The organism is Microbacterium sp. MYb64, assembly GCF_002979495.1.
In the GTDB taxonomy this organism is placed as follows: Bacteria; Actinomycetota; Actinomycetes; order Actinomycetales; family Microbacteriaceae; genus Microbacterium; species Microbacterium azadirachtae_A.
In genome coordinates this window covers 1-22,949 of sequence record NZ_PCOW01000020.1, presented here as the reverse complement: position 1 = coordinate 22,949, position 22,949 = coordinate 1, and the positions used below count along the sequence as shown (strand labels likewise).

Sequence of the window (22,949 nt, the reverse complement as noted above, 5' to 3'; positions counted from 1 at the left end):
GGCCGCCCCCTCATGCGTCTCACGCGCGAAGATCGACCTCCGCGCGCCGGGTCGGCGACCGCACGACCAGGACGAGCACCAGAGACAGCAGGGCCGCGCCCGCTCCGAGGACCAGCACGGACCGGACTCCGGACACGCTGATGCTCAACGCGCCGAGCGCGGAGCCGAGAGCCACGCCGATGTTCGATGAGGAGACGAAGAGGCTGTTGCCGAACTCCGGCGCATCGGACGTCTCCCCCGCGATGAGGCTCTGGCCCAGAAGCAGCCCGCCGGAATGCACCAGGCTCCACGGGATCACGAGCAGGCCGATCGCCCAGGCCCAGGGGGACACCAGAGCGAGCACGACGTAGAGCACCGCGTACGCGAGCAGGAAGCCCAGGAGCGTGGCGCGCAGGCCGCGCGCGATCAGCCGCGCGAAGAGGAAGTTCCCCCCGACCATGACGACGCCGAACACCAGCAGGAGCACGCTGACCATCGGTCCCGGCATGCCTGCGACCGTGCCGAGCAGATCCGCGAAGTAGCTGTACGTGGAGAACATCACGACGAAGATCGCCGTGACCGTCGCGAGCTGCAGCCACACCCGGGGCCGTCGCAGGGTCCCCACAGACACGCGCGCCGCGGTTCTTCCGGCGGCAGGCAGGGCGGGAACCCACAGGGCGATCCCCACCAGCGCGAGGACGTTGACGGCTCCGGCCGCCGCGAAAGCCACGGGGAGGGTGAAGCGGTCGGCGAGGAACGACATCGCCGGCACTCCGAACGCGAACCCCAGCGTGACACCGGCGAAGACGCGGGCCGCCGCCCCCGCCGCTTTGCCGGGCGCAGCCATGCTGCCGGCCGCGGTCAGGGCGAACGCGAAATAGACGGGATGCATCAGGGCAGGGAGGATCCGGAACACGACGAGCACCGGGAAGCTCTCCGAGACCGCGTAGACCGCGTTGGAGAGGGCGAACACGCCCATCGCGACGAGCAGGACGCTCTTCCGGTCGAACCGTTCCGTGAGCAGTACACCGAACGGCCCGCTCGCCGCGACGACCACGGCGAACACGCTCACCAGCAGCCCCGCCTCGGCCACCGAGACATGGGTGCGCGAGGCCACCAGGGGCAGCACCCCCACAAGCCCGATCTCGGTGCTGATGATGCCGAACACCCCCATCGACAGCGCCATCATCGACAATCCACGTCTCATATTGCCTCCATATATATAGATAAATAGATGTAGAAGTGCGAACGAGGGGCACACAACAGAAGCCCCTCCGGCGAGTGCCGTTCAGGCGGACAGACGGCTGGAGCGAACTACAGCGAGCGACTCACGCGCTCGGCGAACTCGCGGATGGCGTCCTCATCACGGCGGTAGTACGTCCAGCGCCCCGCCCGGAACGACCGCAGCAGTCCCGCGTCCTGGAGATTCTTGAGGTAGGTCGACGTCACCGACTGAGAGAGCCCGATCGCCTTCTGGATGTCCTGGACGCATACTCCGGCGTCGACGTCCAGACCTTGGTCCGCGTACCGCTCCCGCCCGAAGCTCCGTTCCGGATCCTTGAGGAGTGCGAGGATCTCGCGCCTGGTCTCATTCGCCACGGCGCGATACACGCGATCCTCGGATACCCGATCATCTGCACTCACATATCTAAATTATCAGATGAATAGCATCGCCGCGGTCGGAGCCCTCTCCCAGCCGCGCGACACCCGCGCCACCATAGAATTCAACTCAAGCCGCATCCCGCGGACGGACGGCGCACTGCGCGCCGCTGCAAGACCACCAGCGACGACTCCACGGACGGGAACCACCTGTGCACCACGCCGCCCTCATCCCCTGGCTCGACCCGAACGTCATCATTCACGGCGCCGGCCCCTGGGCACTCGCCGTGGTGCTGTTCATCATCTTCGCCGAGACGGGCCTGCTCATCGGGTTCCTCCTCCCCGGCGACACGCTGCTGATCATCTCTGGCCTGCTCACCAACACCAACCACGTGTTCGGGGTGGAGATCTGGGCCGTCGGGCTGCTGATCGCGCTTGCGGCGTTCCTCGGCGGTGAGGTCGGCTATCTGATCGGGCACAAGGGCGGCCCCGCGGTCTTCGAGCGCAAGGAGTCCGGCCTGTTCAGCAGGAAGAACGTGGAACGCACGAACCACTTCTTCGAGCGCTTCGGCGGTCTGACCGTGATCATCGCGCGCTTCGTCCCGGTCGTGCGCACCTTCGCCCCGGTCGCGGCGGGCGTCGGGCACATGCCGTGGCGCAAGTACAGCCTCTACAACCTCATCGGCGCACTCATCTGGGGCTTCGGGCTCACCTACGTCGGCTACCTGATCGCGTACATCCCCTGGATCGCGGACCTCGTCACCAAGTACATCGACGTGATCCTGCTCGGCGTCGTCGCGCTCACGCTCGCCGTCACGGTCTGGCATTACCTCAACGAGCGCCGCAAGGCGAAGAAGGAGGCGGCTGCCGGAATCCCGGTGGTCGAGCCGGAGATCTGAGCCGGGCTCAGCCGGCGTCGCGGGCGGCTCCGTCCGCGACGCCCTTGCCGGACGCCTCGGCCCGCGCGGCCTTCGACTTCTCGACGCTCGCCCGCAGCGCTTCCATCAGGTCGATGACCTCGCCGCCCTTCTCGGCCGGCGCGAACGTCTCCTCGGTCTCGAAGGCCTCCCCCTTCTCGATCTTGGCGTCGATGAGCGTGCGCAGCTCGACCTGGTACTCGTCGACGAATGCACTCGGATCGAAGTCCGCGGAGAACCCGTCGACGAGCGACGCCGACAGCTCCAGCTCCTTGTCGGAGACCGTGACCTCCTCCTGCAGGGCGGGGAAGTCGGCCTCGCGCACCTCGTCGGCCCACAGCAGGGTCTGCAGCACGAGCACGTCGCCGCGCACCCGCAGGGCCGCGAGCCGCGTCTTCTGGCGGAGCGTGAAGCGCACGATCGCGGTGCGGTCCGTGGCCTCGAGGGTCTTGCGCAGCAGGACGTAGGCCTTGGGCGACTTCGAATCCGGCTCGAGGTAGTACGCCTTGTCCAGCGTCAGCAGATCCACCTGGTCCGAAGGCACGAACTCGACGACGTCGATCTCGCGGCTGCGCTCGGCGGGCAGCGACTCGAGGTCCTCTTTGGTCAGCACCACGGTCTGCGACTCGTCCTGGTACGCCCGGTCGATCTCCGAATAGGCGACGGTCTCTCCGCAGATCTCGCACACCCGCTTGTACCGGATCCGCCCGCCGTCCGCGTCGTGCACCTGGTGCAGCGAGACGTCGTGGTCCTCCGTCGCCGAGTACACCTTGACCGGCACGTTGACCAGGCCGAAGGTGAGCGAGCCCTTCCAGATCGTCCTCATGGCACCAGTACACACCACCGGCGCTCACGACGGATACCTCCCTGCGCACTACTGTGACCACATGGCAGACGGTCCGCAGTTCGTGCGCATCGGAGAGCGGCGACTGCGCGTGACGAACCTCGACAAGGTGGTGTACCCCGAGACGGGGACCACCAAGGGCGAGGTGATCGACTATTACGCGCGGATCGCCCCGCAGCTGCTGCCCGTCGTCGCCGGCCGTCCTGTCACCCGCAAGCGCTGGGTGGAGGGCGTCGGCACCGCGGCGGATCCGCAGGGATCCTTCTTCGCGAAGCAGCTCGAACCGGGCGCGCCGGGGTGGATCCCCCGTCAGGAGATCCCGCACTCCGGTGGCGCGAAGGACTATCCGCTCGTCGACGAGGTCGCCACGCTGGTCTGGATGGCGCAGGTCGCCGCGATCGAGCTGCACATCCCGCAGTGGCGCTTCGGCCCGGACGGCGGCCGCGGCGACCCGGACCGTCTGGTGCTCGACCTGGATCCGGGCCCTGGCGTGACGCTCGCGCAGTGCGCCGAGGTGGCACTCCTCGCCCGCGGGATCCTCACCGGCATGGGTCTGGATGCGGTCCCCGTCACGAGCGGGAGCAAGGGGATCCACCTGTACGCGCATCTCCCGGGCGATCGCACGAGCGACGAGATCTCCGCCTTCGCGCACGCGCTGGCGCGCGCGATCGAGGCCGATCGCCCGGACCTCGTGACGAGCGTCATGACGAAGACCCTGCGCGCGGGCAAGGTCTTCCTCGACTGGAGCCAGAACAACGGCAAGAAGACGACGATCGCGCCCTACTCGCTGCGCGGCCGCCCGCAGCCGTGGGTCGCCGCCCCGCGCACCTGGGCCGAACTGGAGGATCCGGACCTCCGTCAGCTGCGGTTCGACGAGGTGCTCGAGCGCGCCGGGAGGGGCCTGGATCCGTTCGCAGCCATCACGGCGGCGGCCACGGCGGTGGCTGACGCCCCGATTCGGGGCGCAGATCACCGTTTTGGGGCGCGCCACGCCACAGAATCCGTGCGGGACGCGCCCCAAAACGAGATTCCGCGCCCCAAAACCACTGTCGCCACGCCGGACGGAGCCACCGCCGCCGGGGACGGAGCCCCCGTCCCGGTGTACTCCCCCATGCTGGCCGAGCACGGGACCCCCGGCACGGCCCGGGGTCTCGGCTGGGCCGAGATCAAGTGGGACGGGATCCGCGCGATCGGCACCTGGTCGGACGGCCGCTTCCGGCTGCGCGCCCGCAGCGGCACCGACATCACCGACCGCTATCCGGAGCTCACCGCGGACGGCGCGCCGGGATTCCCCGTCGGCGAGGCCGTGGTCGACGGGGAGATCGTGGCGCTGGATTCCGCGGGCCGGCCGAGCTTCCACCGCCTGCAGGACCGGATGCACCTCACCCGGGCGCGCGAGATCGAGCGCGAAGTCGTCCGCACCCCGGTCCGCTACCACCTGTTCGACCTCCTGCACCTGGAGGGTCACGACCTCACCCCGCTCCCGCTGCGCGACCGCCGGGAGCTCCTGGAGCAGATCGCCACGGATCTGCCCGCCCCGGTGCTCGTGCCGCCGGTGTTCGACGACGTCGACGCCGCCCTGGCGACGAGCGCCGCGCTCGACCTCGAGGGGGTCGTCGTGAAGGATCCCGCCTCGTCCTACGCGTCGGGCGGGCGCTCCCCGCGCTGGCTGAAGATCAAGCTCACCCGGGCGCAGGAGGTCGTGATCGTCGGCATCCGGCCGGGCAAGGGCGACCGCACGGGGCGCATCGGATCGCTGCTGCTCGCGATCCCCGAACCCGGGCTGCCGTCCGGACTGCGCTACGTCGGCCGGGTGGGCACGGGCTTCACCGACCGGGTTCTGCAGGATCTCGGCGCGCGGCTGGAGGCCCTGCGCACGCCGTCGCCCTCCGTCGACGGTGTGCCGGTCGCCGACGCCTCTGACGCGCAGTGGGTCAGTCCCGAACTCGTCGGCGAGGTCGAGTTCGCGAACTGGACCGACGACGGCGTGCTGCGACACTCCCGCTGGCGGGGCCTGCGGCCAGACAAGCGGCCGGACGAGGTCGTCATCGAGTCCTGATCTGCGGGCTCAGACGTGCGGCCTCAGGCGTGCACGGCCTCGCAGTCTCCGGCGTTTCCGGCGCCGCTCGCGTCGGGCTCGATCTGGAACGTCGAGTGCTCCACGTCGAAGTGCTCCGCGAGGCAGGTCTGCATCTGGACGAGGAGCGCTGCCGCACCCCCGTCGGCGAGCACCGCGGGCTGCACCGAGACGTGTGCCGTGAACACCGGCGCGCCACGCGTGAGCTGCCAGACGTGCACGTCGTGCACCCCGGTCACGCCGGCATAGCCGAGCAGATGCTGACGGATCTCGCTGACGGCGGTGCCCTTCGGCGCCGATTCGGCGAGCACGGAGAACACCTCGCGCAGCAGCGCGATCGCGCGGGGGATGATCATGGCGGCGATCACGAGCGAGGCGATCGCATCGGCGGGCATCCAGCCGGTCGTGATGATGACGATCGCCGCGACGATGACCATGGCGGATCCGATGAGGTCCCCCATGACCTCGAGATACGCGCCTCGGACGTTGATGCTCTCCCGCTGCGCCGCACTGAGCAGCCACATCGAGATCGCGTTCGCGACCAGGCCGACCGCGGCGACGATCAGCATGAGGGATCCGGCGACCTCGACCTCTCCCGGGTTCACCAGCCGGGTGATGCCCTCGAACGCCACCCACGCGGAGAGCAGGATCAGGATGATCGCGTTGATCAGCGCTCCGAAGACCTCGGCGCGCTGATAGCCGAAGGTGCGCCGGTCATCGGCCGGGCGCGCGGCGACGGCGCTCGCGATGAGGGCGATGACGAGGGCGGAGGCGTCCGTGAACATGTGCGCCGCGTCCGCGAGCAGCGCGAGGGACCCGCTGAGGATCGCACCGACCACCTGCACGATCATGATCACGGACGTGAGCGTCAGTGAGATCGCGAGCAGACGGCGGTGGCCTGATGAGCGGATCCCCGTGGCGGGTGCGTGGTCGTGCATGCTTCAAGGGTAGAGCCGGGATCCCCCGGTCGGAGGCGTTTTCGCCTAGTCGGGAATGGGGATGATTCTCACTTGCGCCGCACGTCGGCGGCGCAGCCTCAGAGCTCGGCGAGCAGGGGCACCAGCGCCACGAAGGCGCGGGCACGGTGCGACTGCGACTGCTTCTCCTCGGCCGTGAACTCGCCGACCGTGCGCTCGGCGCCGGTCTGCCCTTCCGGCAGGAACACAGGGTCGTAACCGAAGCCGCCGTCGCCGACGGCGGCCTGCGCGAGGCGGCCCGGCCATTCGCCGCGGACCGTCCACTCCCGTCCGTCCGGAAGGACGAGCGCGATGACGCTGACATAGTGCGCGGCGCGATGCGGATCCGCGATGTCGCGCAGCTGATCCAGCAGCAGCTCCCGGTTCGCGACGTCATCCTTCTTCTGCCCCGCCCAGTAGGCGGAGAACACCCCCGGCGAGCCGCCCAGCACGTCCACCGCGATGCCGGAGTCGTCGGCCAGCGCCGCGAGGCCGGTGTGCGCGGCGGCCGCGCGCGCCTTGATGAGCGCGTTCTCCTCGAACGTCACGCCGTCCTCGACCGGCTCCGGGCCGTCGTACCCGACGACCTCGAGATCGGGGCGTGTGGCCGCCACGATCTGCCCGAACTCCGCGATCTTGTGCGCGTTGTGCGTCGCGAGGACGATCCTCATCACTCGGTCCCTGAGCCCGCCGAATCGGCGAGCGCCGTGAGCTGACGGTCGCGCAGCTCGGCGCAGCCGTTGACGCCGAGCTCGAGCAGCGCATCGAGCTCGCGCTTGTCGAAGGGCGCGCCCTCGGCCGTGCCCTGCACCTCGACGAACAGACCGCGACCGGTGACCACCACGTTCATGTCGGTCTCGGCGCGCACGTCTTCGACGTAGGCCAGGTCGAGCATGGGCTCGCCGTCGATGATGCCGACCGAGACCGCGGCGACCGAGTCGTGCAGGACCTGGGCCTTCTGCCCGATGAACTTCTTGCGGCGGCCCCACTCGATCGCGTCGGCCAGCGCGACGTACGCCCCGGTGATCGCGGCGGTGCGGGTGCCGCCGTCGGCCTGCAGGACGTCGCAGTCGATCACGATCGTGTTCTCGCCGAGCGCCTTGGTGTCGACGACCGCGCGGAGGGCCCGGCCGATCAGGCGCGAGATCTCGTGCGTGCGCCCGCCGATGCGGCCCTTCACGCTCTCCCGGTCGTTGCGCTCGTTCGTCGCCCGCGGCAGCATCGCGTACTCGGCGGTGACCCAGCCCTTGCCCTTGCCGCTGAGCCAGCGCGGCACGCCGTTCGTGAACGACGCCGTGCACAGCACCTTCGTGTTCCCGAAGCTGATCAGCGCGGATCCCTCCGCCTGGGCGCTCCAGCCGCGTTCGATCGTGATCGGGCGGAGCTGGTCGACGGTGCGGCCGTCCTTGCGGATGGTGGACTCGGTCATGGGATCTCCTTGAGGTGGGGAAGGTCGATGACGCCGGTCTGCACGAGCCGGACGCCCCGCACCTCCTGGCCCATCAGGCGGTTGGCGAGGGCGGTGAAGTCGTCCGCGGACGCCCCGGTCGCCTCGTACACGTAGTTGGGGCTGGCATCGGCGGAGGCGAGGAGATCGCCGCGGACGAGCTGGCGGTAGACGTCGCCCGCGGTCTCGTCGTCGCTGGAGACGAGCGAGACGCCCTCCCCCATGACGTAGCCGATCGCACCGCGGAGGAACGGATAGTGCGTGCAGCCGAGCACGAGGGTGTCGACGTCCGCGTCACGCAGCGGCGCCAGGTATTCCTCCGCGACCCGGAGCACCTCAGCGGTGTCGGTGATGCCGGCCTCCACGAACTCGACGAAGCGCGGGCACGCCGCCGTGAACACCGCGAGGTTCTCGTTCACCTCGAGCATGTCCTGATAGGCGCGGGATCCGATCGTGCCGACCGTGCCGATCACGCCGATCCGGCCGTTGCGGGTGGTCGAGATCGCCCGGCGGACGGCGGGGCCGATCACCTCGACGACGGGCACGTCGTAGCGCTCGCGGGCGTCCCGCAGCATCGCCGAGGACGCCGTGTTGCAGGCGATCACGAGCATCTTCACGCCCTGATCGACGAGCGTGTCGAGCACCTCGAGCGAATAGCGGCGCACGTCGGCGATGGGCTTCGGCCCGTAGGGCGAGTGCGCGGTGTCGCCGATGTAGACGAACGACTCCCTGGGCAGCTGCGCCCTGATCGCCCTCGCGACGGTGAGCCCGCCGACCCCGGAGTCGAAGATCCCGATCGGCGCGTCGTTCATGATGCTCCAGCCTAGTCGGGCGCACGCGTCCTCGCGCTTCGGACGGCCCGCCGCCCGTATGCTGATCGCCATGACCGCGTCCAGCGCCCTGAAGACCGATCGGTACGAGCTCACGATGCTGGAGGCCGCGCTGCGCGACGGCACCGCCGCGCGCCAGAGCGTGTTCGAGCTGTTCTCCCGGCGTCTGTCCGGGGGTCGGCGGTTCGGCGTCGTGGCCGGCACCGGACGCCTGCTCTCGCTGCTGCGCGACTTCCGGTTCGGCGAGGACGAGCTGCGCTACCTGCGCGATGCGAAGGTCGTGGATGCGGCCACGCACCGCTACCTCGAGGGCTACCGCTTCTCCGGGACCATCCGCGGCTACCGCGAGGGCGAGCTGTACTTCCCCGGATCCCCGATCCTCACGGTCGAGGGCACGTTCGCCGACGCCGTGATCCTGGAGACCCTGGCCCTCAGCGTGCTCAACCACGACTCCGCCGTCGCGACCGCCGCCAGCCGCATGAGCATCGCCGCCGGAGAGCGCCCGCTCGCCGAGATGGGATCCCGACGCGCCGCGGAGGACTCCGCCGTCGCCGCCGCCCGCGCCGCTTTCATCGCCGGTTTCGGCGCCACCAGCAACCTCGAGGCGGGCCGCACCTGGGGCATCCCCACCATGGGCACCGCCGCGCACTCCTGGACGCTCCTGCACGACAGCGAGGAGGACGCCTTCCGCGCCCAGATCGACGCGCTCGGCACCGGCACCACGCTGCTCGTAGACACCTACGACGTCCGTCGCGGGGTCGAGACGGCGATCCGCGTGGCCGGCACGGAGCTGGGCGGGGTGCGCATCGACTCCGGCGACCTCCCGATCATGGCCGCCGAGGTGCGCGCACAGCTCGACGAGCTCGGCGCGACCGGCACGAAGATCACCGTGACGAGCGATCTGGACGAATACGCGATCGCCGCCCTCGCCGCCTCCCCGGTCGACTCATACGGCGTCGGCACGTCGGTGGTGACCGGATCCGGATACCCGACCGCGAGCATGGTCTACAAGCTCGTGGCGCGCCAGGGATCCGACGGCGGCTGGGTCGCCGTGGCCAAGGCCTCGGCGGACAAGGCCTCGAAGGGCGGCCGCAAGGCGGCGTTCCGGATCCTCGCCGACGGCGTCGCCCAGTCCGAACGCGTGCTCGTCGCGGACGGTTTCGAGGAACTCGGCGTCCAGGAGAGCGCGGACGGACGGGCGCTCCAGGTGACCCTCGTCGAGGGCGGCGAGATCGACACCGCGTACGAGGGACCGGCCGGAACCGTCGCCGCACGGGAGCACCACCTCAAGGTGCGCGAGGAGCTGCCGGTGCGCGCCCTCGCGCTCAGCAAGTCGGATCCGGCGATCCCAACCGAGTTCGTCGACGTCGCCTGAGGTCAGTCGAGGTCAGCCGACCATCGACTCGTAGATCTCCTTGCAGGTCGGGCACACCGGGAACTTCTCCGGATCCCGTCCCGGAGTCCACTTCTTGCCGCACAGCGCCCGCACGGGCTTGCCGGTCAGAGCGGACTCGAGGATCTTCTCCTTCTTCACGTAATGGGAGAACCGCTCGTGGTCTCCCGGCTCCTGCAGCTCCTCGTTGAGGAGCTGCTCGAGTTCGCGATCGAGGGTGGCGACGCCGCCCTGGTCCGGGGCATCCAGCGGGGTACTCATGACCGCGAGTCTAATCGCGCCCAGGCCGACCGGCGCCGCGATCGCGCGGATCTCTCACACCGTCTCGACGAACTCCATCAGTTGCGCACCGCGGCGCTCGAACGTCCGGCCTCCGATCTGGACGCCGAGGAACAGCACCGCGGCCCCGACCAGCAGTCCGGTCCAGAGCACGGGCGCCGTGGAGACCTGATCACCCGCCAGCGCGGGCCAGGCCAGCAGCAGCGCAGGCAGGCTCAGCACGACCGCGCCCAGGAGCGTGCCCGCCTGCCCCAGCAGACCGCCGCGGGCGCGCTGCGGCTGCTGGAACGGGCTGTCGCCCGGACGCGAGACCGCATAGGGCGCGACCGCGGACAGGATGCTGGACAGGCCGAGGCCCGACAGCAGCAGGCTCGCGACCACGCCGATGAACAGCGGCAGCAGGGTCCATCGCCCGATCACGGCGAGCGTGACCGGGATCGCCACGGCGAGGGTCGGCACGGCGATCAGAAGGACGGGGATGAGACGGCCGAGCCGGTCCGGCACTCCCCTCACTCCGCTCGCGACGTGGATCCAGAAGGCGGTCGAGTCGTAGGCGACGTCGTTGTGCGGGAGCCAGCCGAAGAACAGCGCCATCACCGCGACCGGCAGCGCCGCCGCGATCTCGAGCGGCACGCCGGCGACGAGCAGCGGGACGATCGTCAGCACGCCCGCGATCGGGACGATCACGAAGTTCATGATGTAGCGACGGTCGCGCAGCCAATAGACGAGGCTGCGCGCAGCCACCGCGCCGAAGGCGTTCGACGGCAGCAGAGCGAACCAGCCGAGCCCCGGCCGCTCGCGCACCGCGGTGGGCCGCTCGGTCGTGCTCAGCGCCCGACGCGCGAGCGCCAGCCACCCGATCGCGACGATGGCCGCAGTCGCCGCCGCGACGATCGCCGCACCCCACACCCCGCCGCCGTGATCGGACAGTGCGAGGAACGGCATGGCAGCGGAGGCGCCGAGCGGCGTGAAGCCGAGCACCCCTGCGACGGTGTGCAGGACCGGCGGAACCGCGCCCGCCCAGCCCAGCGAGGCCACGAACACGCACACCGGCACCGCGATGACGATCACGGCGAGTGCGAAGAGCGATGTGAGCTCGCGCGAGCGCCGCTCTGGCAGCAGCCGCGCGCTCAGCGCCATCCCGACCCGCGCGGCCAGTACGGACGTCGCGAGGGTGAGCAGCCCGGAGAGCACCGCGAGGATCCAGGGAACCCCGAACGAGATCGCCACGGTCACCACGGCCGCCTCCACCACGAGCAGCGCCAGGCTCGGCACGCTCACGAAGGCGGCGAGGGTGAGGACCACCGGAAGCCGCCGCTCGTCGACGCCGAAGACCACGAAGCGACGCGGATCCAGCTGGTCGACGGATCCCGCCAGGATCGGCGCCACGAAGAAGCCGAGGACCACGGCGGAGCTGCCGAGCACGATGACCGTGTGCGCGGCCGCCTCGGAGGTCTGCGCGAGGCTGCGGATGGCGACCACCGCCACCGTCGCCGCCGCGGCAGTGAGCAGCAGTGCCACGATGGTCCGCGCCACCCGGCTGCGGTCGCCGCGCAGCGCGCCGAGCGCCAGCATGAGCCTCAGTCGGAGAACGTGTGCAACCACTCGAGCCCCTCCACCTCGGCGCCCGCGCCGGACAGCTCCACGAAGCGCTGCTCGAGGGTCTGCCCCGCCCGCACCTCGTCGACCGTGCCTTCGGCGAGGACCTCGCCACCGACGATGATCGCGATCCGGGCGCACACCTGCTCGACCAGATCCATGCCGTGACTGGAGAGGATGACGGTGCCGCCGTGCGCGACGTAGGCGCGCAGGATGTCCAGGATGACTCCCGAGGACACCGGATCCACCGACTCGAACGGCTCGTCCAGCACCAGTACGCGCGGCGAGTGGATCATGGCCCCGGCGAGCATGATCTTCTTGGTCATTCCGGCGGAGTAGTCGGAGACGACGCGGCTGAGCGCGCCGGTGAGATCGAACGCCCTGGCCAGGTCGGCGACGCGCTTCTCCACGACGTCCGAGGGAAGACCCCGCAGCAGCCCGTAATAGTGCAGCAGCTGACGCCCGGTCAGCCGGTCGAAGGTGCGCAGGCGATCGGGCAGCACGCCGAGCGCCCGCTTCGCGGCAGCCGGATCGGCGGTCTGATCGATCCCGCTGATCCGCACGGTGCCCTCGTCGGGACGCAGCAGGCCGGCGATGATCGACAGCGTCGTGGTCTTTCCCGCACCGTTGGGGCCGACGATCCCGTAGAAGGATCCGGCGGGCACCGTCAGGTCGATGCTCCCCACCGCCACGGCGTCGCCGAAGCGCTTGACGAGGCCGCGCACGACGAGCGCCTGCCCGTCGACGTCGGCGACAGGATCCGGCGCGACCGCGGCGGCATCCTCCACGACATCCGTTGTCGCCTCCGCCGGTGCGATCTCGGCGTCGACCTCGTCGGTCGCGACACCCTCGTTCTCGACGACGGCGACCGTGGACGCGACGGATTCGACCTCGACGACCTCCGCCGCGACCGGCTCGGCGGCCGCGGCTTCGCTCGTGGCGGATCCCGCCGCCCCCGATTCGCTGTCCACAGGAGCATCATGCCCCGTGTCGGCGGGCTGTGGGGAGGGCTTTGAGCCCGAGTCCTCGACCGCTTCGATCGCGGGCTCCGCGACGACGGGCGGGTTCACCACCTCCAGAACGGCAGCGGCGGCCTCCGCGGCCACAGCAGCGGGTGCCGTCCGCGCTGCCTCTGCGGCCTTCGCCCGCGGAGCGCGCTTCGTGGCCGTCGTCTTCGGCGCGGTGCTCTTCGCCGCCGTCGTCTTCGCGGCGGCGGCTTTCGTCGTGGTCGTCTTCGCGGCCGTCGTCTTCGCGGCCGCGGTCTTCGCCGCCGTCTTGCGCGCGGTCCGGGCGGTCGTCGTGCGCTTCGGCGCGGACTCGCTCGACTCCGGGTCCGTGACGCCCCCCGACGTCTCGGCGCCCGTGGCTGCGGCCTCGCTCTTCGCCGTCGCGGCCGTGCGCTTCGCCGTCGCGGCGGTCTTGGCCGCCCGCGGTGCGCGTGCGGTGCGCGGCGCCGTGGCCTTGACCGCGGCGACCTTGGCGGCGGACTCCTTCGCGTCCTCCGCCGCCGCCTCCGCCTTCGCGGCGCCGGCCTTCTCGGCTGCGGATTTCGCCGCCGCCGTGCGCGCGGCGCTCGTCCTGGCGGCCGTGCGCTTGGCGGCCGCGGCACGCGCCGCGGAGGCCTGGCTCTCGGCCTTCACGCGCGCCGTCTGCGCGGCCGTCGCCCGAGGGCTGGCGGACGCGGGACGACGGGCCTTTGTGGGCGGGGAAGAGTCCTTGGGCGCGCGGGGATCGTTGGGTGCTCCGGTCATGCCCTTCACGGTAGCAACCGACGAGCCTGCGAACCCGGGCGACGACCCGAAGTGACGGGATCCGAAGCATCGAATGTCGCCTATGCCGAACCTGGGAATGAACCGAGCAGTCGATAACGGAATGGCATCGCGCCCATTCTGACCATGATCCGCTCAGGGTCGGTCGATAGCATGATCACCGGCACGAGGAAGTGTCCCATCGGTGACGTAACCGTGAACACAAGTAACAGGAGCATTTCTGTGACTCTTCAGACCATCATTCTCGCTGCCGGGATGGGCTCGCGCCTCGGGCGCTCCCTCCCGAAGCCGCTGACCGAGCTCAACGACGGGCGTTCGATCATGCGGCAGCAGCACGACAACATCCACGCCGCGTTCGGCGACGACGTGCGCATCACGACGATCGTCGGCTACCGCGCCGAGACGATCATCGAGGCGTTCCCCGATGTGAACTACGTGCACAACGAGCGCTACGACGAGACCAACACGTCGAAGAGCCTGCTGCGCGGCCTCGCCGCGACCGGCCGCAAGGGCGTGCTCTGGATGAACGGCGACGTCGTGTTCGACCCGCGCATCCTCGGGCGCGCGATCTCGTTCATCGAGCGCGACCAGTCCTTCGTCACCGTCAACACCGCCAAGGTGAGCGATGAAGAGGTCAAGTACACCGTCGATGCCGAGGGCTACATCAAGGAGCTCTCCAAGACGGTCAAGGGCGGCATCGGCGAGGCCGTCGGCATCAACTACATCTCCTCGCGCGACAAGCAGGCGTTCATGCGCCAGCTGCAGCGCGTGGAGGACCAGGACTACTTCGAGCGCGGCCTCGAGCTCGCGATCGTGGAGAACGGCCTGCTGCTGGAGCCGATGGACATCTCCGATCTGTACGCGGTCGAGGTCGACTTCGCCGAGGACCTGGAGCGGGCGAACCTGTTCGTCTGACCCTCCCTGCAACGCAGAGAGCCCGTGCCGCGCCCGTCGCGCGCACGGGCTCTCTGCGTTGCGGGCGTTCTCGCAGCGCCGCGGACATAGGCTCTGCTCCATGGGGCGAAAAGAAGGCAAGGGCGACAAGGCCATCCACCGGATCCACTCCCTGCCCGACGATGCGCCGTGGGCAGGCGGAGTCCCGCCTGCCGGTTCCTCGGAGCACCCGATGCACATCCGCGGTCTCGATCGCGTCCTGGCCGTGCAGCGGCCGCTCGTGCTCGCGCACATCCGCAGCATCCGCCTGCGCCACCCCGACGCCACTCCGGCGCAGGTCATCACCCTGCTCGAACGCCGCTACCTCGCCGCCGTCACGACCGGAGGTGCGGCCGTCGGAGCGACGGCGGTGATCCCGGGGATCGGCACGGGGGTGACGCTCGCCCTGTCCGGCGTCGAGACCGCCGGGTTCGTCGAGACGACGGCCCTGTTCGCCCAGTCGATCGCGGAGGTGCACGGCATCACCGTGACGAATCCCGACCGGGCCAGGGCCCTCGTGATGACCCTGATGCTCGGCAAGGAGGGGGTCGACCTGATCCGCCAGCTCGCGGGCCAGGCCGGCGGCAAGGGGCTGGGCAGATCCGCCTATTGGGGCGAGCTCGTGACGAAGTCGCTGCCGCGTGCCGCAGTCGGGCCGCTCGCCGACCGGCTGAAGAGCATGCTGATCAGACAGTTCGCCGGCGTGGGTGGCGCGTCCCTTCTGGGCAAGGCGCTGCCGTTCGGCGTCGGCGCCGTGATCGGGGGTGCGGGCAACCATGTGCTCGGCCGACGCGTGCTGACCAGCTCGCGTCGTGCGTTCGGGCTTCCTCCCCAGACGCTGCCCGCCGAGCTCGAACCGGTGCCGGGCGCGCAGCGCATCGAACGCCGGATCGCGCGCGGTGCGCAGCTGGCGGGAACCGCGGTCGCCGGGGCCGCCGGCAGCGCCGCACGGGGTGTCGGCGTCGTCGGCCGGAAGGCCGCCGAGGTCGTGCGCCGCAAGCCCGCTCCGATCTCCGCTCCAGAAGGCCCTGGTCCGGAACTGCATCCTTCGCCGCCCGGCGAGCAGCTCTGACCGATCCGCACAATTCCCCGAGCGGGGAAGGTCTGCACAGCCCTCGTCGCCGCGCGGGATCTGTCGCCGCGATGGTCGGCGCCCGCTCCTAGCGTGGGGACATGAACAGCTCCCCCGACCCGCCCTCGGCTCGACTCCCCGAGCCGGCGTATCCGATTCCCTGGGCCGTCGACCGGCGTGACAGGACGCACCCGATGATCACCAACGGCGGCGGGGAGATCCGCTTCGTGCGCGTCTTCGCCCGTGCCTCCTCCGATCCGGGTCGCACTCAGCTCTGGGGACACGTGCGCGGAGGCGACCAGATGGAGGTGTGCCTCTGCGATGCGGATGTCGATGACATCGTGATCACCCTCGCCTGGTTCCGCCCCGAGGACGGGCTGGAGTACGTGTGGCGGTTCGTCGTCTGAGCCGCGCGCCCCCGGTGTACGCTCGAATGCCCTCCCTGGGAGACACCTGAAAGAAGGACGGGACCATGAGCTCGGCACTGACCGGCAACGGCCGCACGACCCGCCTGGCGCTCCTCGTCGGCGTCGCCGCCGCGACCGTCGGCATCATCTACGGCTACGACTCGTCGAACATCGGCGGCGCGATGCTGTACCTCGCGAAGGACTTCCACCTCGACGCCGCCGCGCAGTCGTGGGTCACCACCACGGTCGTCGTCGGCGAGATCCTCGGCGCGCTGTTCGGCGGGGCGCTCGCGAACAGGATCGGCCGGAAGCCGACGATGGTCGCGGTCGCATCGTGCTTCGCGCTGTTCTCGCTCCTCTCCGGCGTGGCCCCCGCCCTGTGGGTGCTCGTGGTCGCACGGTTCCTGCTCGGCCTGACGATCGGCATCTCGGTGGTCGTCGTCCCGGTCTTCGTGGCCGAGTCGGCCCCCACCCGTTCGCGCGGCGCATTCCTCGTGCTCTACCAGGTCGCCACCGTCTCCGGCATCATCCTCGGCTACCTCGTGGCGATGGCGCTCGCGCCCACCGAGAGCTGGCGCTGGATGCTCGGGCTCGCGGCGATCCCCGGCGTGATCATCACGATCGTGCTGCTCCGGCTGCCCGACACCGCGCGCTGGTACGTCATGAAGGGCCGCACCGAGGAGGCCCGCGCGACTCTGGCCAGGATCGAGGGCCCTGAGGTCGACGTCGACGCGGAGATCGAGACGATCACAGCGGGCTTCGCGTCCGCGCACACCACATCCTGGCGGGACCTGCTGCGCAAGCCCTTCCTCCGCGCGACGCTTTTCGTCGTGGGCCTCGGCTTCTTCGTGCAGCTCACCGGCATCAACGCGATCGTGTACTACAGCCCGCGCATCTTCGAGGCCATGGGCTTCACCGACGACATCGTCAAGCTCGGTCTCTCCGCCCTGGTGCAGGTCGCCGGCCTCGTCGCGGTGTTCATCGCACTGCTCGTCATCGACAGGATGGGTCGCCGTCCCGTGCTGCTCATCGGCATCGGCACGATGGTGCTGGCGAACCTGCTGCTGGTCATCGTGTTCGCGATCGGTGGCGGCCACTTCGACGGCGCACTCACGATCGCCGGATTCATCGGCCTCGTGCTGTTCACCGCCGGCTTCACGTTCGGGTTCGGATCCCTGGTCTGGGTGTACGCCGGCGAGGCGATGCCCGCGCATCTGCGCTCCCTCGGCGCGAGCGTCATGCTGACGAGCGACCTCGTCGCCAACGTCATCGTCGGAGCGTTCTTCCTCACGATGCTGAACGCCCTGGGCGGTGCCGGCACCTTCGCCGTCTTCGGCGTCATCGCGATCGTCGCGTTCTTCTTCGTGGTGTGGCTGGCACCCGAGACCAAGGGCCGTCCGCTCGAGGACATCGGGCAGTACTGGAAGAACGGCGGGCGCTGGTAGTCCGGCGCGCCCGGCGCGGGCACCCTGGGGGCGCGCAGGTGCGACATGAAAGGATCGACGGGTGAACCATCGCGAACCGTCCTCCCCCGGCGCGGGCGCCCCGCTGTCCGGCGCGGGCGTGTCGTTCGTGATGCCGGTGCTCAACGAACGCGCGTACCTCGAGCACGCCGTGGCTTCGGCCCTGGCGCAGGACGTGGACGGCCCGACCGAGCTCGTGCTGGCGCTCGGCCCCTCCTCCGACGGCACCACCGCGCTCGCAGAGCGCCTGGCCGCCCGTGAGCCGCGGCTGCGGATCGTGCACAACCCTGCCGCCGACATCCCGGTCGGACTGAACGCCGCGATCAGGGCGAGCAGGTATCCGACGGTCATCCGCGTGGACGCGCACTCCGAGCTCTCGCCGGGATACGCCGCGCGCGCCCTGGCCACGCTCGAGCGCACCGGAGCGGCGAACGTCGGCGGGGTCATGCGCGCCGACGGGCGCACGCCGTTCCAGGCCGCCGTCGCCCGCGCGTACAACTCCCCGGTCGGGCTCGGCGGCGGCAGCTATCACGGCGGCACCAAGGAGGGCAGGGCCGAGTCCGCCTACCTCGGCGTCATGCGGCGCACCGTGCTCGACGAGGTCGGCCTGTTCGACGAGTCGATCCGCCGTGGCGAGGACTGGGAGCTGAACCTCCGGATCCGCCAGGCGGGTCACACCGTGTGGTTCGATCCGCAGCTCGCCGTCACCTACTGGCCGCGTGAGAGCTGGACCCGGCTCTCACGCCAGTTCCGCTCCACCGGCGCCTGGCGCGGCGAACTGGTGCGCCGCTACGGCCGCAGCAACGGCGTCCGCTTCTTCGCCCCGCCCGCCCTGCTGGTGATTCTGGCGCTCGCGGTCGTCGTCGGCGTCCTGCAGCTGACCGGGGTGCTCTCCGGTCTCGGCTCCGTGATCGCCTCCGCCGTCTATCTGCCCCTCGTCGCCTACGCGGCGCTGGTCATCGCCATGGCCCTGATCCCGGCTCGCCCCGCGGATCCTCCGCGCAGCCCTCGGGAGCGCCTGTGGACGCTCGCCGTCCTGCCGACCATGCACCTCTCCTGGGGCCTGGGCTTCCTCATGGGCGTCCTCCGCGGAGCGCACGACACGGTCGACACCTCGCGGCTGGGCACGCGGAACACGCCCCTGCCCTGACGTCTCAGCCGGACGGCGTCAGGCGTCCAGCCAGCCGAGGTCCAGGATCCTGTCGACCACGCGCACCGAGGCTGCGCCGTCGTCGCGACCGTTGAACTGGGCCTGCCACGCGACGTATTTCGGCGCATGCTCGGCGACCGCGGACACATCGGAGAGAGCCGAGACCAGCTCCTCCTGCGTGCGCAGCAGCGGGCCCGGCGCGCGGGCCGCGAGGTCGAAGTAGAAGCCGCGCAGCTTGCCCCGGTAGTGCTCGAGGTCGGGCACGAGGAAGTACATCGGCTTGCCCGTCGCGCTGAAGTCGAACATGACCGAGGAGTAGTCGGTCACGAGCGCGTCGGCGACCAGCAGCAGCTCCGCGGTGTCGGGGTAGCCCGTCACGTCGATGACGCGGGATCCGGCTTGGTCCCGCCCTGGGCGGATCGTGCGGGAGTGCCCGCGCACGAGCACGACGGAGCCGGTGTCCGCGGCGAGCGCGTTCGGATCCACGAAGTCGACCATCTCCGACCGATCGTCGCGCCAGGTGGGCGCGTACAGCAGCACCCGCTCGTCCTCGCCGATCCCGAGCGCGGTGCGGATGCGGGCGGCATCCCCCGTCGCGAGCACGTCGTTGCGCGGATAGCCGTCGACCCAGATGGGCTTGCGCAGGAACGCGTACGCCTTGCGCAGCACGCGCTCGGCGTAGGGGTTCTGGGCGAGCAGGACGTCCCAGCGCCGCGACTCGCGCACGACGGCGAGCCAGCGCCGCGGGTGCAGTCCTGGACGATGCAGCGCGAGGCGCTTGAGCGGGGTGCCGTGCCAGGTCTGCAGCACGCGCTGACCCGGCTTGCGGTCGAAGCGGCGGCGCAGCCAGTCGTTCACGATGAGGAGCCGCGCGTCGGCGCGTGCGCGCCACCACTCGGGCGATCCCTCGACGACCGCGACAGCGCCCTCCGGAACCGGGACGGAGAGATCCACGACGCTCCAGTAGCGGGTGACCTGAGGGGCACGCCGGGCGAGCTCCCGGTCGATCGCACCCGGGTTGCAGCCGCTGGACTGGCCGTAGAACGACTCGAAGAACACCGCGTTCTCCCGCGCGCCGGGCAGCGCCGCATAGCGGCCCTCCAGTGCGAGCTTCCCCTCGGCGGTCTCGTAGACCGGGTCGACCGGAGGCGCGATCCGCACCGTGCGATCCGAGGCGCTGACGCGGAGGCCGGCGAGCAGCACGGTCTCGATCGCGAGTCCGTCGGCCGGGGCGCCGTCCACGGTGAGCGCGTACTCCCCGCTCGGCAGGGGCAGCTCGGCACCGCCCCAGCGCGAGGCCCGGAGCGGCAGCACGGCGCTCCACGCCTCCGGCCCGTCCTCGACGATGCGCGCGGCCGCCACGGCACGGCGACCGGCGAGCTCGACCTCGGCGGGGGCGGATCCCTCCCCCGCGATCAGCAGCGTCTGCTGCTCCTCGTCGACGCGGACGGAGCTGACGCGGGGGGTCGTCATTCGGTTCCCTTCGGAGCGGGGGTGGAAGGTGCGGGGATGGTCGCAGCGGCGCCCGTGCGCGCGAGGATCGCAGCGAGCACGCGAGCGGTGTTCCGGCCGTCGCGATGCGCGTGCATGCGCGCGCTGAGTTCGCGGGAGAGCCCGGCACGCCGGTCGAACTCCGCAGTGTCCTCGAGCGCCGCCTGCAGCTGCGCGGATGCGGCGGTCCAGTCGACGGCGGGATCCGGCCCTGAGACCTCGGCGTAGTCGCCGTAGAAGCCTCGCGTGCGGGCGTACTCGGCGGGGTCGGGTGCGAGGTAGATCACGGGCATCGCGAGCAGCCCGACGTCGTAGGCCATCGACGAGTAGTCGGTGACGAGCACATCGATCGCGGGAAGCACCGGCGTGATGTCCGGCACCACGGCGGATCCGATCGCGCGGACCCGATCCGTCGGGACGGGAGGACGGTACTCCCCCTCGCCGAGAGGATGCGAGCGCACCAGCAGCACGCTGTTGGTGCGCTCGAGGACGTCAAGGATCCGCGCCCATTCGGCGTCGTCCGGAACAGCCGGGTCCGGCGCTCCGTCGCGCCAGGTGGGCGCGTACAGCACCACACGCGCGCCGTCCGGGAGCGCCCCGACCGCGGCGTCGCGCCGTGCGACCGCCTGTGACCGGCGAGAGGAAGCATCCCCCGTCGACAGCACGTCGACGCGCGGCTCGCCGGTCACGAGGACCTGCTGCACGCCGAGCCCGAACGCCGACTCCAGGCGGCCGCGCGAGCGATCAGAGGCGGCGGGCAGCACGTCGATGCGCCGGGTCTGGGCCCGGTAGAGCAGGCCGAGCAGCTTCTGCAGCGGAACGAAGCCGGGCAGGAATGCGCTCTGCACGGTCGCCGGCGAGTCGAGGCCGATGCGCTTGAGCGGGATGCCGTGCCAGAGCTGCACGAGGTAGGCGCCGGAGCTCGCATAGCGGTTCGCATCACCGAAGCCGTGCGTGACCACGACCACACGGGCACGGGCGGTGGCCCACCAGCCGCGGAGGCCGTTCTTCGGAACGGCGCGGATGCCGAGGGCCGTGGCATCGCGCTGTTCGCGGGCGGATCCGGTCAGCCAGAGCGGGTCCAGCCCCGCGTCGACCGCCGCCCGCCAGAGGGCGAGGGCGCCGTCGCCGATCCCCGCTCCGCAGCCGATCACCCAGCCGCGTCCGCGCGGGACGATCAGGGTGCCCAGGCGCCCGAGCAGGTACAGCGGGATCCTCAGGAGCTTGCCGGCGTTGCCCGCACGGAAGGAGAAGGACGCCACCCCGCGAGCCTACCGGTCGGCGGCGCCGGCGAGGAAAGAGGACGCCACCCCGCGACGGCGTCGCGGGGTGGCGTCCTCTTCTGCTGCAGGGTTCAGGAGCGGTGGTTCACTGGGCGAGCGTGCCCAGCGTGACCTTGATGTCCTGCGACTGTCCGTTGCGGTCGATCGTGAGCGTCGCGGTGCTGCCGCCCGCGACCGAGCGCACCTGCGCCGTGAGGTCGCTGGCATCGGTGATCGGGTTGCCGTTGAAGCCCGTGACCACGTCGCCGGCCTGGATGCCCGCGTTGGCCGCGGCCCCTCCGCTGGAGACGGAGGCGATGGACGCGCCCACGACCGTGGCACCCTTCTGGCCGCTCGCGTCCTGCACCGTCGCTCCGAGCAGCCCGTGCGTGGCCTTGCCGTCGGCGATGATGTCGTTCGCGATGCGCTTGGCGATGTTCGACGGGATCGCGAAACCGACGCCGATGTTGCCCGACTGCCCCGACGAGGAGGACGAGGATCCCGCGCTCGCGATCGCGACGTTCACGCCGATGAGCTTGCCGTCGCTGTCGACGAGCGCGCCGCCGGAGTTTCCGGGGTTGATCGCGGCGTCGGTCTGGATCACCGAGATCGAGATCGTCGCCGCCGCGCTCTGGGACCCGGATCCGCGACCGGGGATGTCGAACTGGAACGGTTGCTGGGAGCCGTCCTGGTTCGGGCTCTGCTGCTGGTCGCCATTGGAGCCCTGCGACGGAGCGGCGGACGACTGGATCTGGATGCTGCGGTTAAGCGCGCTGACGATACCGGTCGTGACCGAGTTGGCCAGGCCCAGCGGGGCCCCGACCGCGACGGTCATCGACCCGACGTTGAGCTTGGACGAGTCGGCGAACTCCATCGGAGTGAGGCTCGAGCCATCCTTCACCTGGATGACGGCCATGTCGTAGGTCGCGTCGACCCCGACGACGGTGGCGTCGAGGATGCGGCCGTCCGAGGTGGTCACCCTGATCGTGGGGTTCGAGACTTCGCCGTCCAGGGTCACCACGTGCGCGTTGGTGAGGATGTGGCCTTCCTTGTCGAGCACGATGCCCGATCCGGAGCCGGCCGCGCTGGATCCGGAGACCTCGATCGTGACGACCGAGGGCACGGCCTTCGCGGCGATCGCCGTGGCCTCCGACACCGACTCCGGGTTGTTCACGGTGACGGTGCTGGGACCAGTCCCGGTCTTCGTCGAGGAGGAGTTCGACGAAGTCAGCGACCCGTAGCCGACGGCTCCGCCGACGCCGGCGAGGCCTCCGACGAGAGCTGCGGCGATGATGATCGCGGCGATCTTGCCGCCGCCGACGCCGTTCCTGGTCTTGCGCTCCGGGGCCGGGGACGCCGTCGCGGCAGCTCCGAACGCGGCACCGGTGTGCACGCCAGGGTGGCCGGGGTTGACGGGCTGGGTCGGGTGCGCCTGGCCCGGGACCGCGTAGCCGCCGGTGGGCGGGATCGGCGTCGTGGGGG

At 70.7% G+C, this 22,949-nt stretch carries 21 protein-coding genes; 8 read left to right on the top strand and 13 right to left on the bottom strand.

The annotated features are described in order from the left end of the window. Positions 1-19 precede the first annotated feature (19 nt). Entirely contained in the window at positions 20-1,186 is a 1,167-nt protein-coding gene (locus CQ044_RS15465) for an MFS transporter (RefSeq protein ID WP_105689285.1), read from the bottom strand. Positions 1,187-1,293: 107 nt separating this feature from the next. Continuing rightward, the gene (locus tag CQ044_RS15460) at positions 1,294-1,578 is read right to left on the bottom strand and encodes an ArsR/SmtB family transcription factor (protein ID WP_374954867.1); all 285 of its coding nucleotides are present in this window, start codon (positions 1,576-1,578) and stop codon (positions 1,294-1,296) included. A 212-nt stretch (positions 1,579-1,790) separates the two neighbouring features. Here CQ044_RS15460 and CQ044_RS15455 point away from each other — a divergent pair, with 212 nt between their 5' ends. Continuing rightward, positions 1,791-2,477, top strand: a complete 687-nt coding sequence (locus tag CQ044_RS15455) for a DedA family protein (RefSeq protein ID WP_105689283.1) — start codon at positions 1,791-1,793, stop codon at positions 2,475-2,477. Between the two features lie 7 nt (positions 2,478-2,484). Here the strand turns inward: CQ044_RS15455 and CQ044_RS15450 are convergent, their stop codons facing one another. Then, on the bottom strand, positions 2,485-3,321 hold the full coding sequence (locus tag CQ044_RS15450; RefSeq protein ID WP_105689282.1) for a Ku protein: 837 nt from the start codon (positions 3,319-3,321) through the stop codon (positions 2,485-2,487). A 61-nt stretch (positions 3,322-3,382) separates the two neighbouring features. On the opposite strand from CQ044_RS15450, the gene ligD reads away from it, so the two are divergent. Further along, positions 3,383-5,398 carry a non-homologous end-joining DNA ligase gene (ligD, locus tag CQ044_RS15445; RefSeq protein ID WP_105689281.1) on the top strand — a complete coding sequence of 672 codons (2,016 nt, stop codon included), beginning with the start codon at positions 3,383-3,385 and terminating at the stop codon, positions 5,396-5,398. 23 nt (positions 5,399-5,421) lie between these two features. On the opposite strand, the gene CQ044_RS15440 is transcribed toward ligD, so the two are convergent. The 4 genes from CQ044_RS15440 to murI form a co-directional block, all read right to left on the bottom strand. Beyond that, positions 5,422-6,354, bottom strand: a complete 933-nt coding sequence (locus CQ044_RS15440; RefSeq protein ID WP_105689280.1) for a cation diffusion facilitator family transporter — start codon at positions 6,352-6,354, stop codon at positions 5,422-5,424. A 98-nt stretch (positions 6,355-6,452) separates the two neighbouring features. Continuing rightward, complete coding sequence (gene rdgB / locus CQ044_RS15435; RefSeq protein ID WP_105689279.1) at positions 6,453-7,043, bottom strand: RdgB/HAM1 family non-canonical purine NTP pyrophosphatase; 591 nt, start codon at positions 7,041-7,043, stop codon at positions 6,453-6,455. Continuing rightward, positions 7,043-7,801: a ribonuclease PH gene (gene rph / locus CQ044_RS15430; protein WP_105689278.1), complete on the bottom strand. Its 759-nt coding sequence runs from the start codon at positions 7,799-7,801 to the stop codon at positions 7,043-7,045. Before rph ends, rdgB begins: the two co-directional genes overlap by 1 nt. After that, positions 7,798-8,631: a glutamate racemase gene (murI, locus tag CQ044_RS15425; RefSeq protein WP_105689277.1), complete on the bottom strand. Its 834-nt coding sequence runs from the start codon at positions 8,629-8,631 to the stop codon at positions 7,798-7,800. The genes rph and murI overlap by 4 nt, the downstream gene beginning before the upstream one ends. Before the next feature lie 70 nt (positions 8,632-8,701). On the opposite strand from murI, the gene CQ044_RS15420 reads away from it, so the two are divergent. Continuing rightward, complete coding sequence (locus CQ044_RS15420; RefSeq protein ID WP_105689325.1) at positions 8,702-10,024, top strand: nicotinate phosphoribosyltransferase; 1,323 nt, start codon at positions 8,702-8,704, stop codon at positions 10,022-10,024. Between the two features lie 12 nt (positions 10,025-10,036). Here the strand turns inward: CQ044_RS15420 and CQ044_RS15415 are convergent, their stop codons facing one another. From CQ044_RS15415 to CQ044_RS15405, 3 genes are read right to left on the bottom strand one after another with little or no spacing between them, the layout of a single operon-like run. After that, positions 10,037-10,303 (bottom strand): DUF3039 domain-containing protein, encoded by a 267-nt coding sequence (locus CQ044_RS15415; protein WP_045272272.1) that lies wholly within the window; start codon positions 10,301-10,303, stop codon positions 10,037-10,039. 54 nt (positions 10,304-10,357) lie between these two features. After that, positions 10,358-11,926 carry a hypothetical protein gene (locus tag CQ044_RS15410; protein WP_105689276.1) on the bottom strand — a complete coding sequence of 523 codons (1,569 nt, stop codon included), beginning with the start codon at positions 11,924-11,926 and terminating at the stop codon, positions 10,358-10,360. Continuing rightward, positions 11,902-13,671 (bottom strand): ABC transporter ATP-binding protein, encoded by a 1,770-nt coding sequence (locus tag CQ044_RS15405; RefSeq protein ID WP_105689275.1) that lies wholly within the window; start codon positions 13,669-13,671, stop codon positions 11,902-11,904. The genes CQ044_RS15410 and CQ044_RS15405 overlap by 25 nt, the downstream gene beginning before the upstream one ends. Positions 13,672-13,911: 240 nt before the next feature. Between CQ044_RS15405 and CQ044_RS15400 the strand changes: the two genes are divergently transcribed. The 5 genes from CQ044_RS15400 (at position 13,912) to CQ044_RS15380 (ending at position 18,714) form a co-directional block, all read left to right on the top strand. Then, on the top strand, positions 13,912-14,604 hold the full coding sequence (locus tag CQ044_RS15400; RefSeq protein WP_045272270.1) for an NTP transferase domain-containing protein: 693 nt from the start codon (positions 13,912-13,914) through the stop codon (positions 14,602-14,604). A gap of 100 nt (positions 14,605-14,704) precedes the next feature. After that, complete coding sequence (locus CQ044_RS15395) at positions 14,705-15,694, top strand: hypothetical protein (RefSeq protein ID WP_258133337.1); 990 nt, start codon at positions 14,705-14,707, stop codon at positions 15,692-15,694. Between the two features lie 101 nt (positions 15,695-15,795). Beyond that, positions 15,796-16,101, top strand: coding sequence for a hypothetical protein (locus CQ044_RS15390; protein WP_105689274.1), 306 nt, complete (start codon positions 15,796-15,798; stop codon positions 16,099-16,101). A 65-nt stretch (positions 16,102-16,166) separates the two neighbouring features. Continuing rightward, complete coding sequence (locus CQ044_RS15385; protein WP_105689273.1) at positions 16,167-17,546, top strand: sugar porter family MFS transporter; 1,380 nt, start codon at positions 16,167-16,169, stop codon at positions 17,544-17,546. Between the two features lie 130 nt (positions 17,547-17,676). Next, complete coding sequence (locus CQ044_RS15380) at positions 17,677-18,714, top strand: glycosyltransferase family 2 protein (protein ID WP_105689324.1); 1,038 nt, start codon at positions 17,677-17,679, stop codon at positions 18,712-18,714. Positions 18,715-18,732: 18 nt separating this feature from the next. Here CQ044_RS15380 and CQ044_RS15375 read toward each other — a convergent pair whose 3' ends face one another. From CQ044_RS15375 to CQ044_RS15365, 3 genes are all read right to left on the bottom strand, one after another. Continuing rightward, a complete protein-coding gene (locus CQ044_RS15375; RefSeq protein ID WP_105689272.1) occupies positions 18,733-20,187 on the bottom strand; it encodes a CDP-glycerol glycerophosphotransferase family protein in 1,455 nt (484 codons plus the stop codon). Beyond that, a complete protein-coding gene (locus CQ044_RS15370; RefSeq protein ID WP_105689271.1) occupies positions 20,184-21,467 on the bottom strand; it encodes a CDP-glycerol glycerophosphotransferase family protein in 1,284 nt (427 codons plus the stop codon). The genes CQ044_RS15375 and CQ044_RS15370 overlap by 4 nt, the downstream gene beginning before the upstream one ends. A gap of 106 nt (positions 21,468-21,573) precedes the next feature. Beyond that, positions 21,574-22,949 (bottom strand): trypsin-like peptidase domain-containing protein (locus CQ044_RS15365; protein ID WP_105689270.1); only part of this gene is annotated, 1,376 nt, incomplete at its 5' end.

Bases quoted from the DNA above. Each gene is read 5' to 3' on its own strand.
- CQ044_RS15465 (WP_105689285.1), bottom strand. From the start codon at position 1,186: ATGAGACGTGGATTGTCGATGATGGCGCTGTCGATGGGGGTGTTCGGC.
- CQ044_RS15450 (WP_105689282.1), bottom strand. From the start codon at position 3,321: ATGAGGACGATCTGGAAGGGCTCGCTCACCTTCGGCCTGGTCAACGTG.
- ligD (WP_105689281.1), top strand. From the start codon at position 3,383: ATGGCAGACGGTCCGCAGTTCGTGCGCATCGGAGAGCGGCGACTGCGC.
- CQ044_RS15440 (WP_105689280.1), bottom strand. From the start codon at position 6,354: ATGCACGACCACGCACCCGCCACGGGGATCCGCTCATCAGGCCACCGC.
- rdgB (WP_105689279.1), bottom strand. From the start codon at position 7,043: ATGAGGATCGTCCTCGCGACGCACAACGCGCACAAGATCGCGGAGTTC.
- rph (WP_105689278.1), bottom strand. From the start codon at position 7,801: ATGACCGAGTCCACCATCCGCAAGGACGGCCGCACCGTCGACCAGCTC.
- murI (WP_105689277.1), bottom strand. From the start codon at position 8,631: ATGAACGACGCGCCGATCGGGATCTTCGACTCCGGGGTCGGCGGGCTC.
- CQ044_RS15420 (WP_105689325.1), top strand. From the start codon at position 8,702: ATGACCGCGTCCAGCGCCCTGAAGACCGATCGGTACGAGCTCACGATG.
- CQ044_RS15415 (WP_045272272.1), bottom strand. From the start codon at position 10,303: ATGAGTACCCCGCTGGATGCCCCGGACCAGGGCGGCGTCGCCACCCTC.
- CQ044_RS15405 (WP_105689275.1), bottom strand. From the start codon at position 13,671: ATGACCGGAGCACCCAACGATCCCCGCGCGCCCAAGGACTCTTCCCCG.
- CQ044_RS15395 (WP_258133337.1), top strand. From the start codon at position 14,705: ATGGGGCGAAAAGAAGGCAAGGGCGACAAGGCCATCCACCGGATCCAC.
- CQ044_RS15390 (WP_105689274.1), top strand. From the start codon at position 15,796: ATGAACAGCTCCCCCGACCCGCCCTCGGCTCGACTCCCCGAGCCGGCG.
- CQ044_RS15385 (WP_105689273.1), top strand. From the start codon at position 16,167: ATGAGCTCGGCACTGACCGGCAACGGCCGCACGACCCGCCTGGCGCTC.
- CQ044_RS15380 (WP_105689324.1), top strand. From the start codon at position 17,677: ATGCCGGTGCTCAACGAACGCGCGTACCTCGAGCACGCCGTGGCTTCG.
- CQ044_RS15375 (WP_105689272.1), bottom strand. From the start codon at position 20,187: ATGACGACCCCCCGCGTCAGCTCCGTCCGCGTCGACGAGGAGCAGCAG.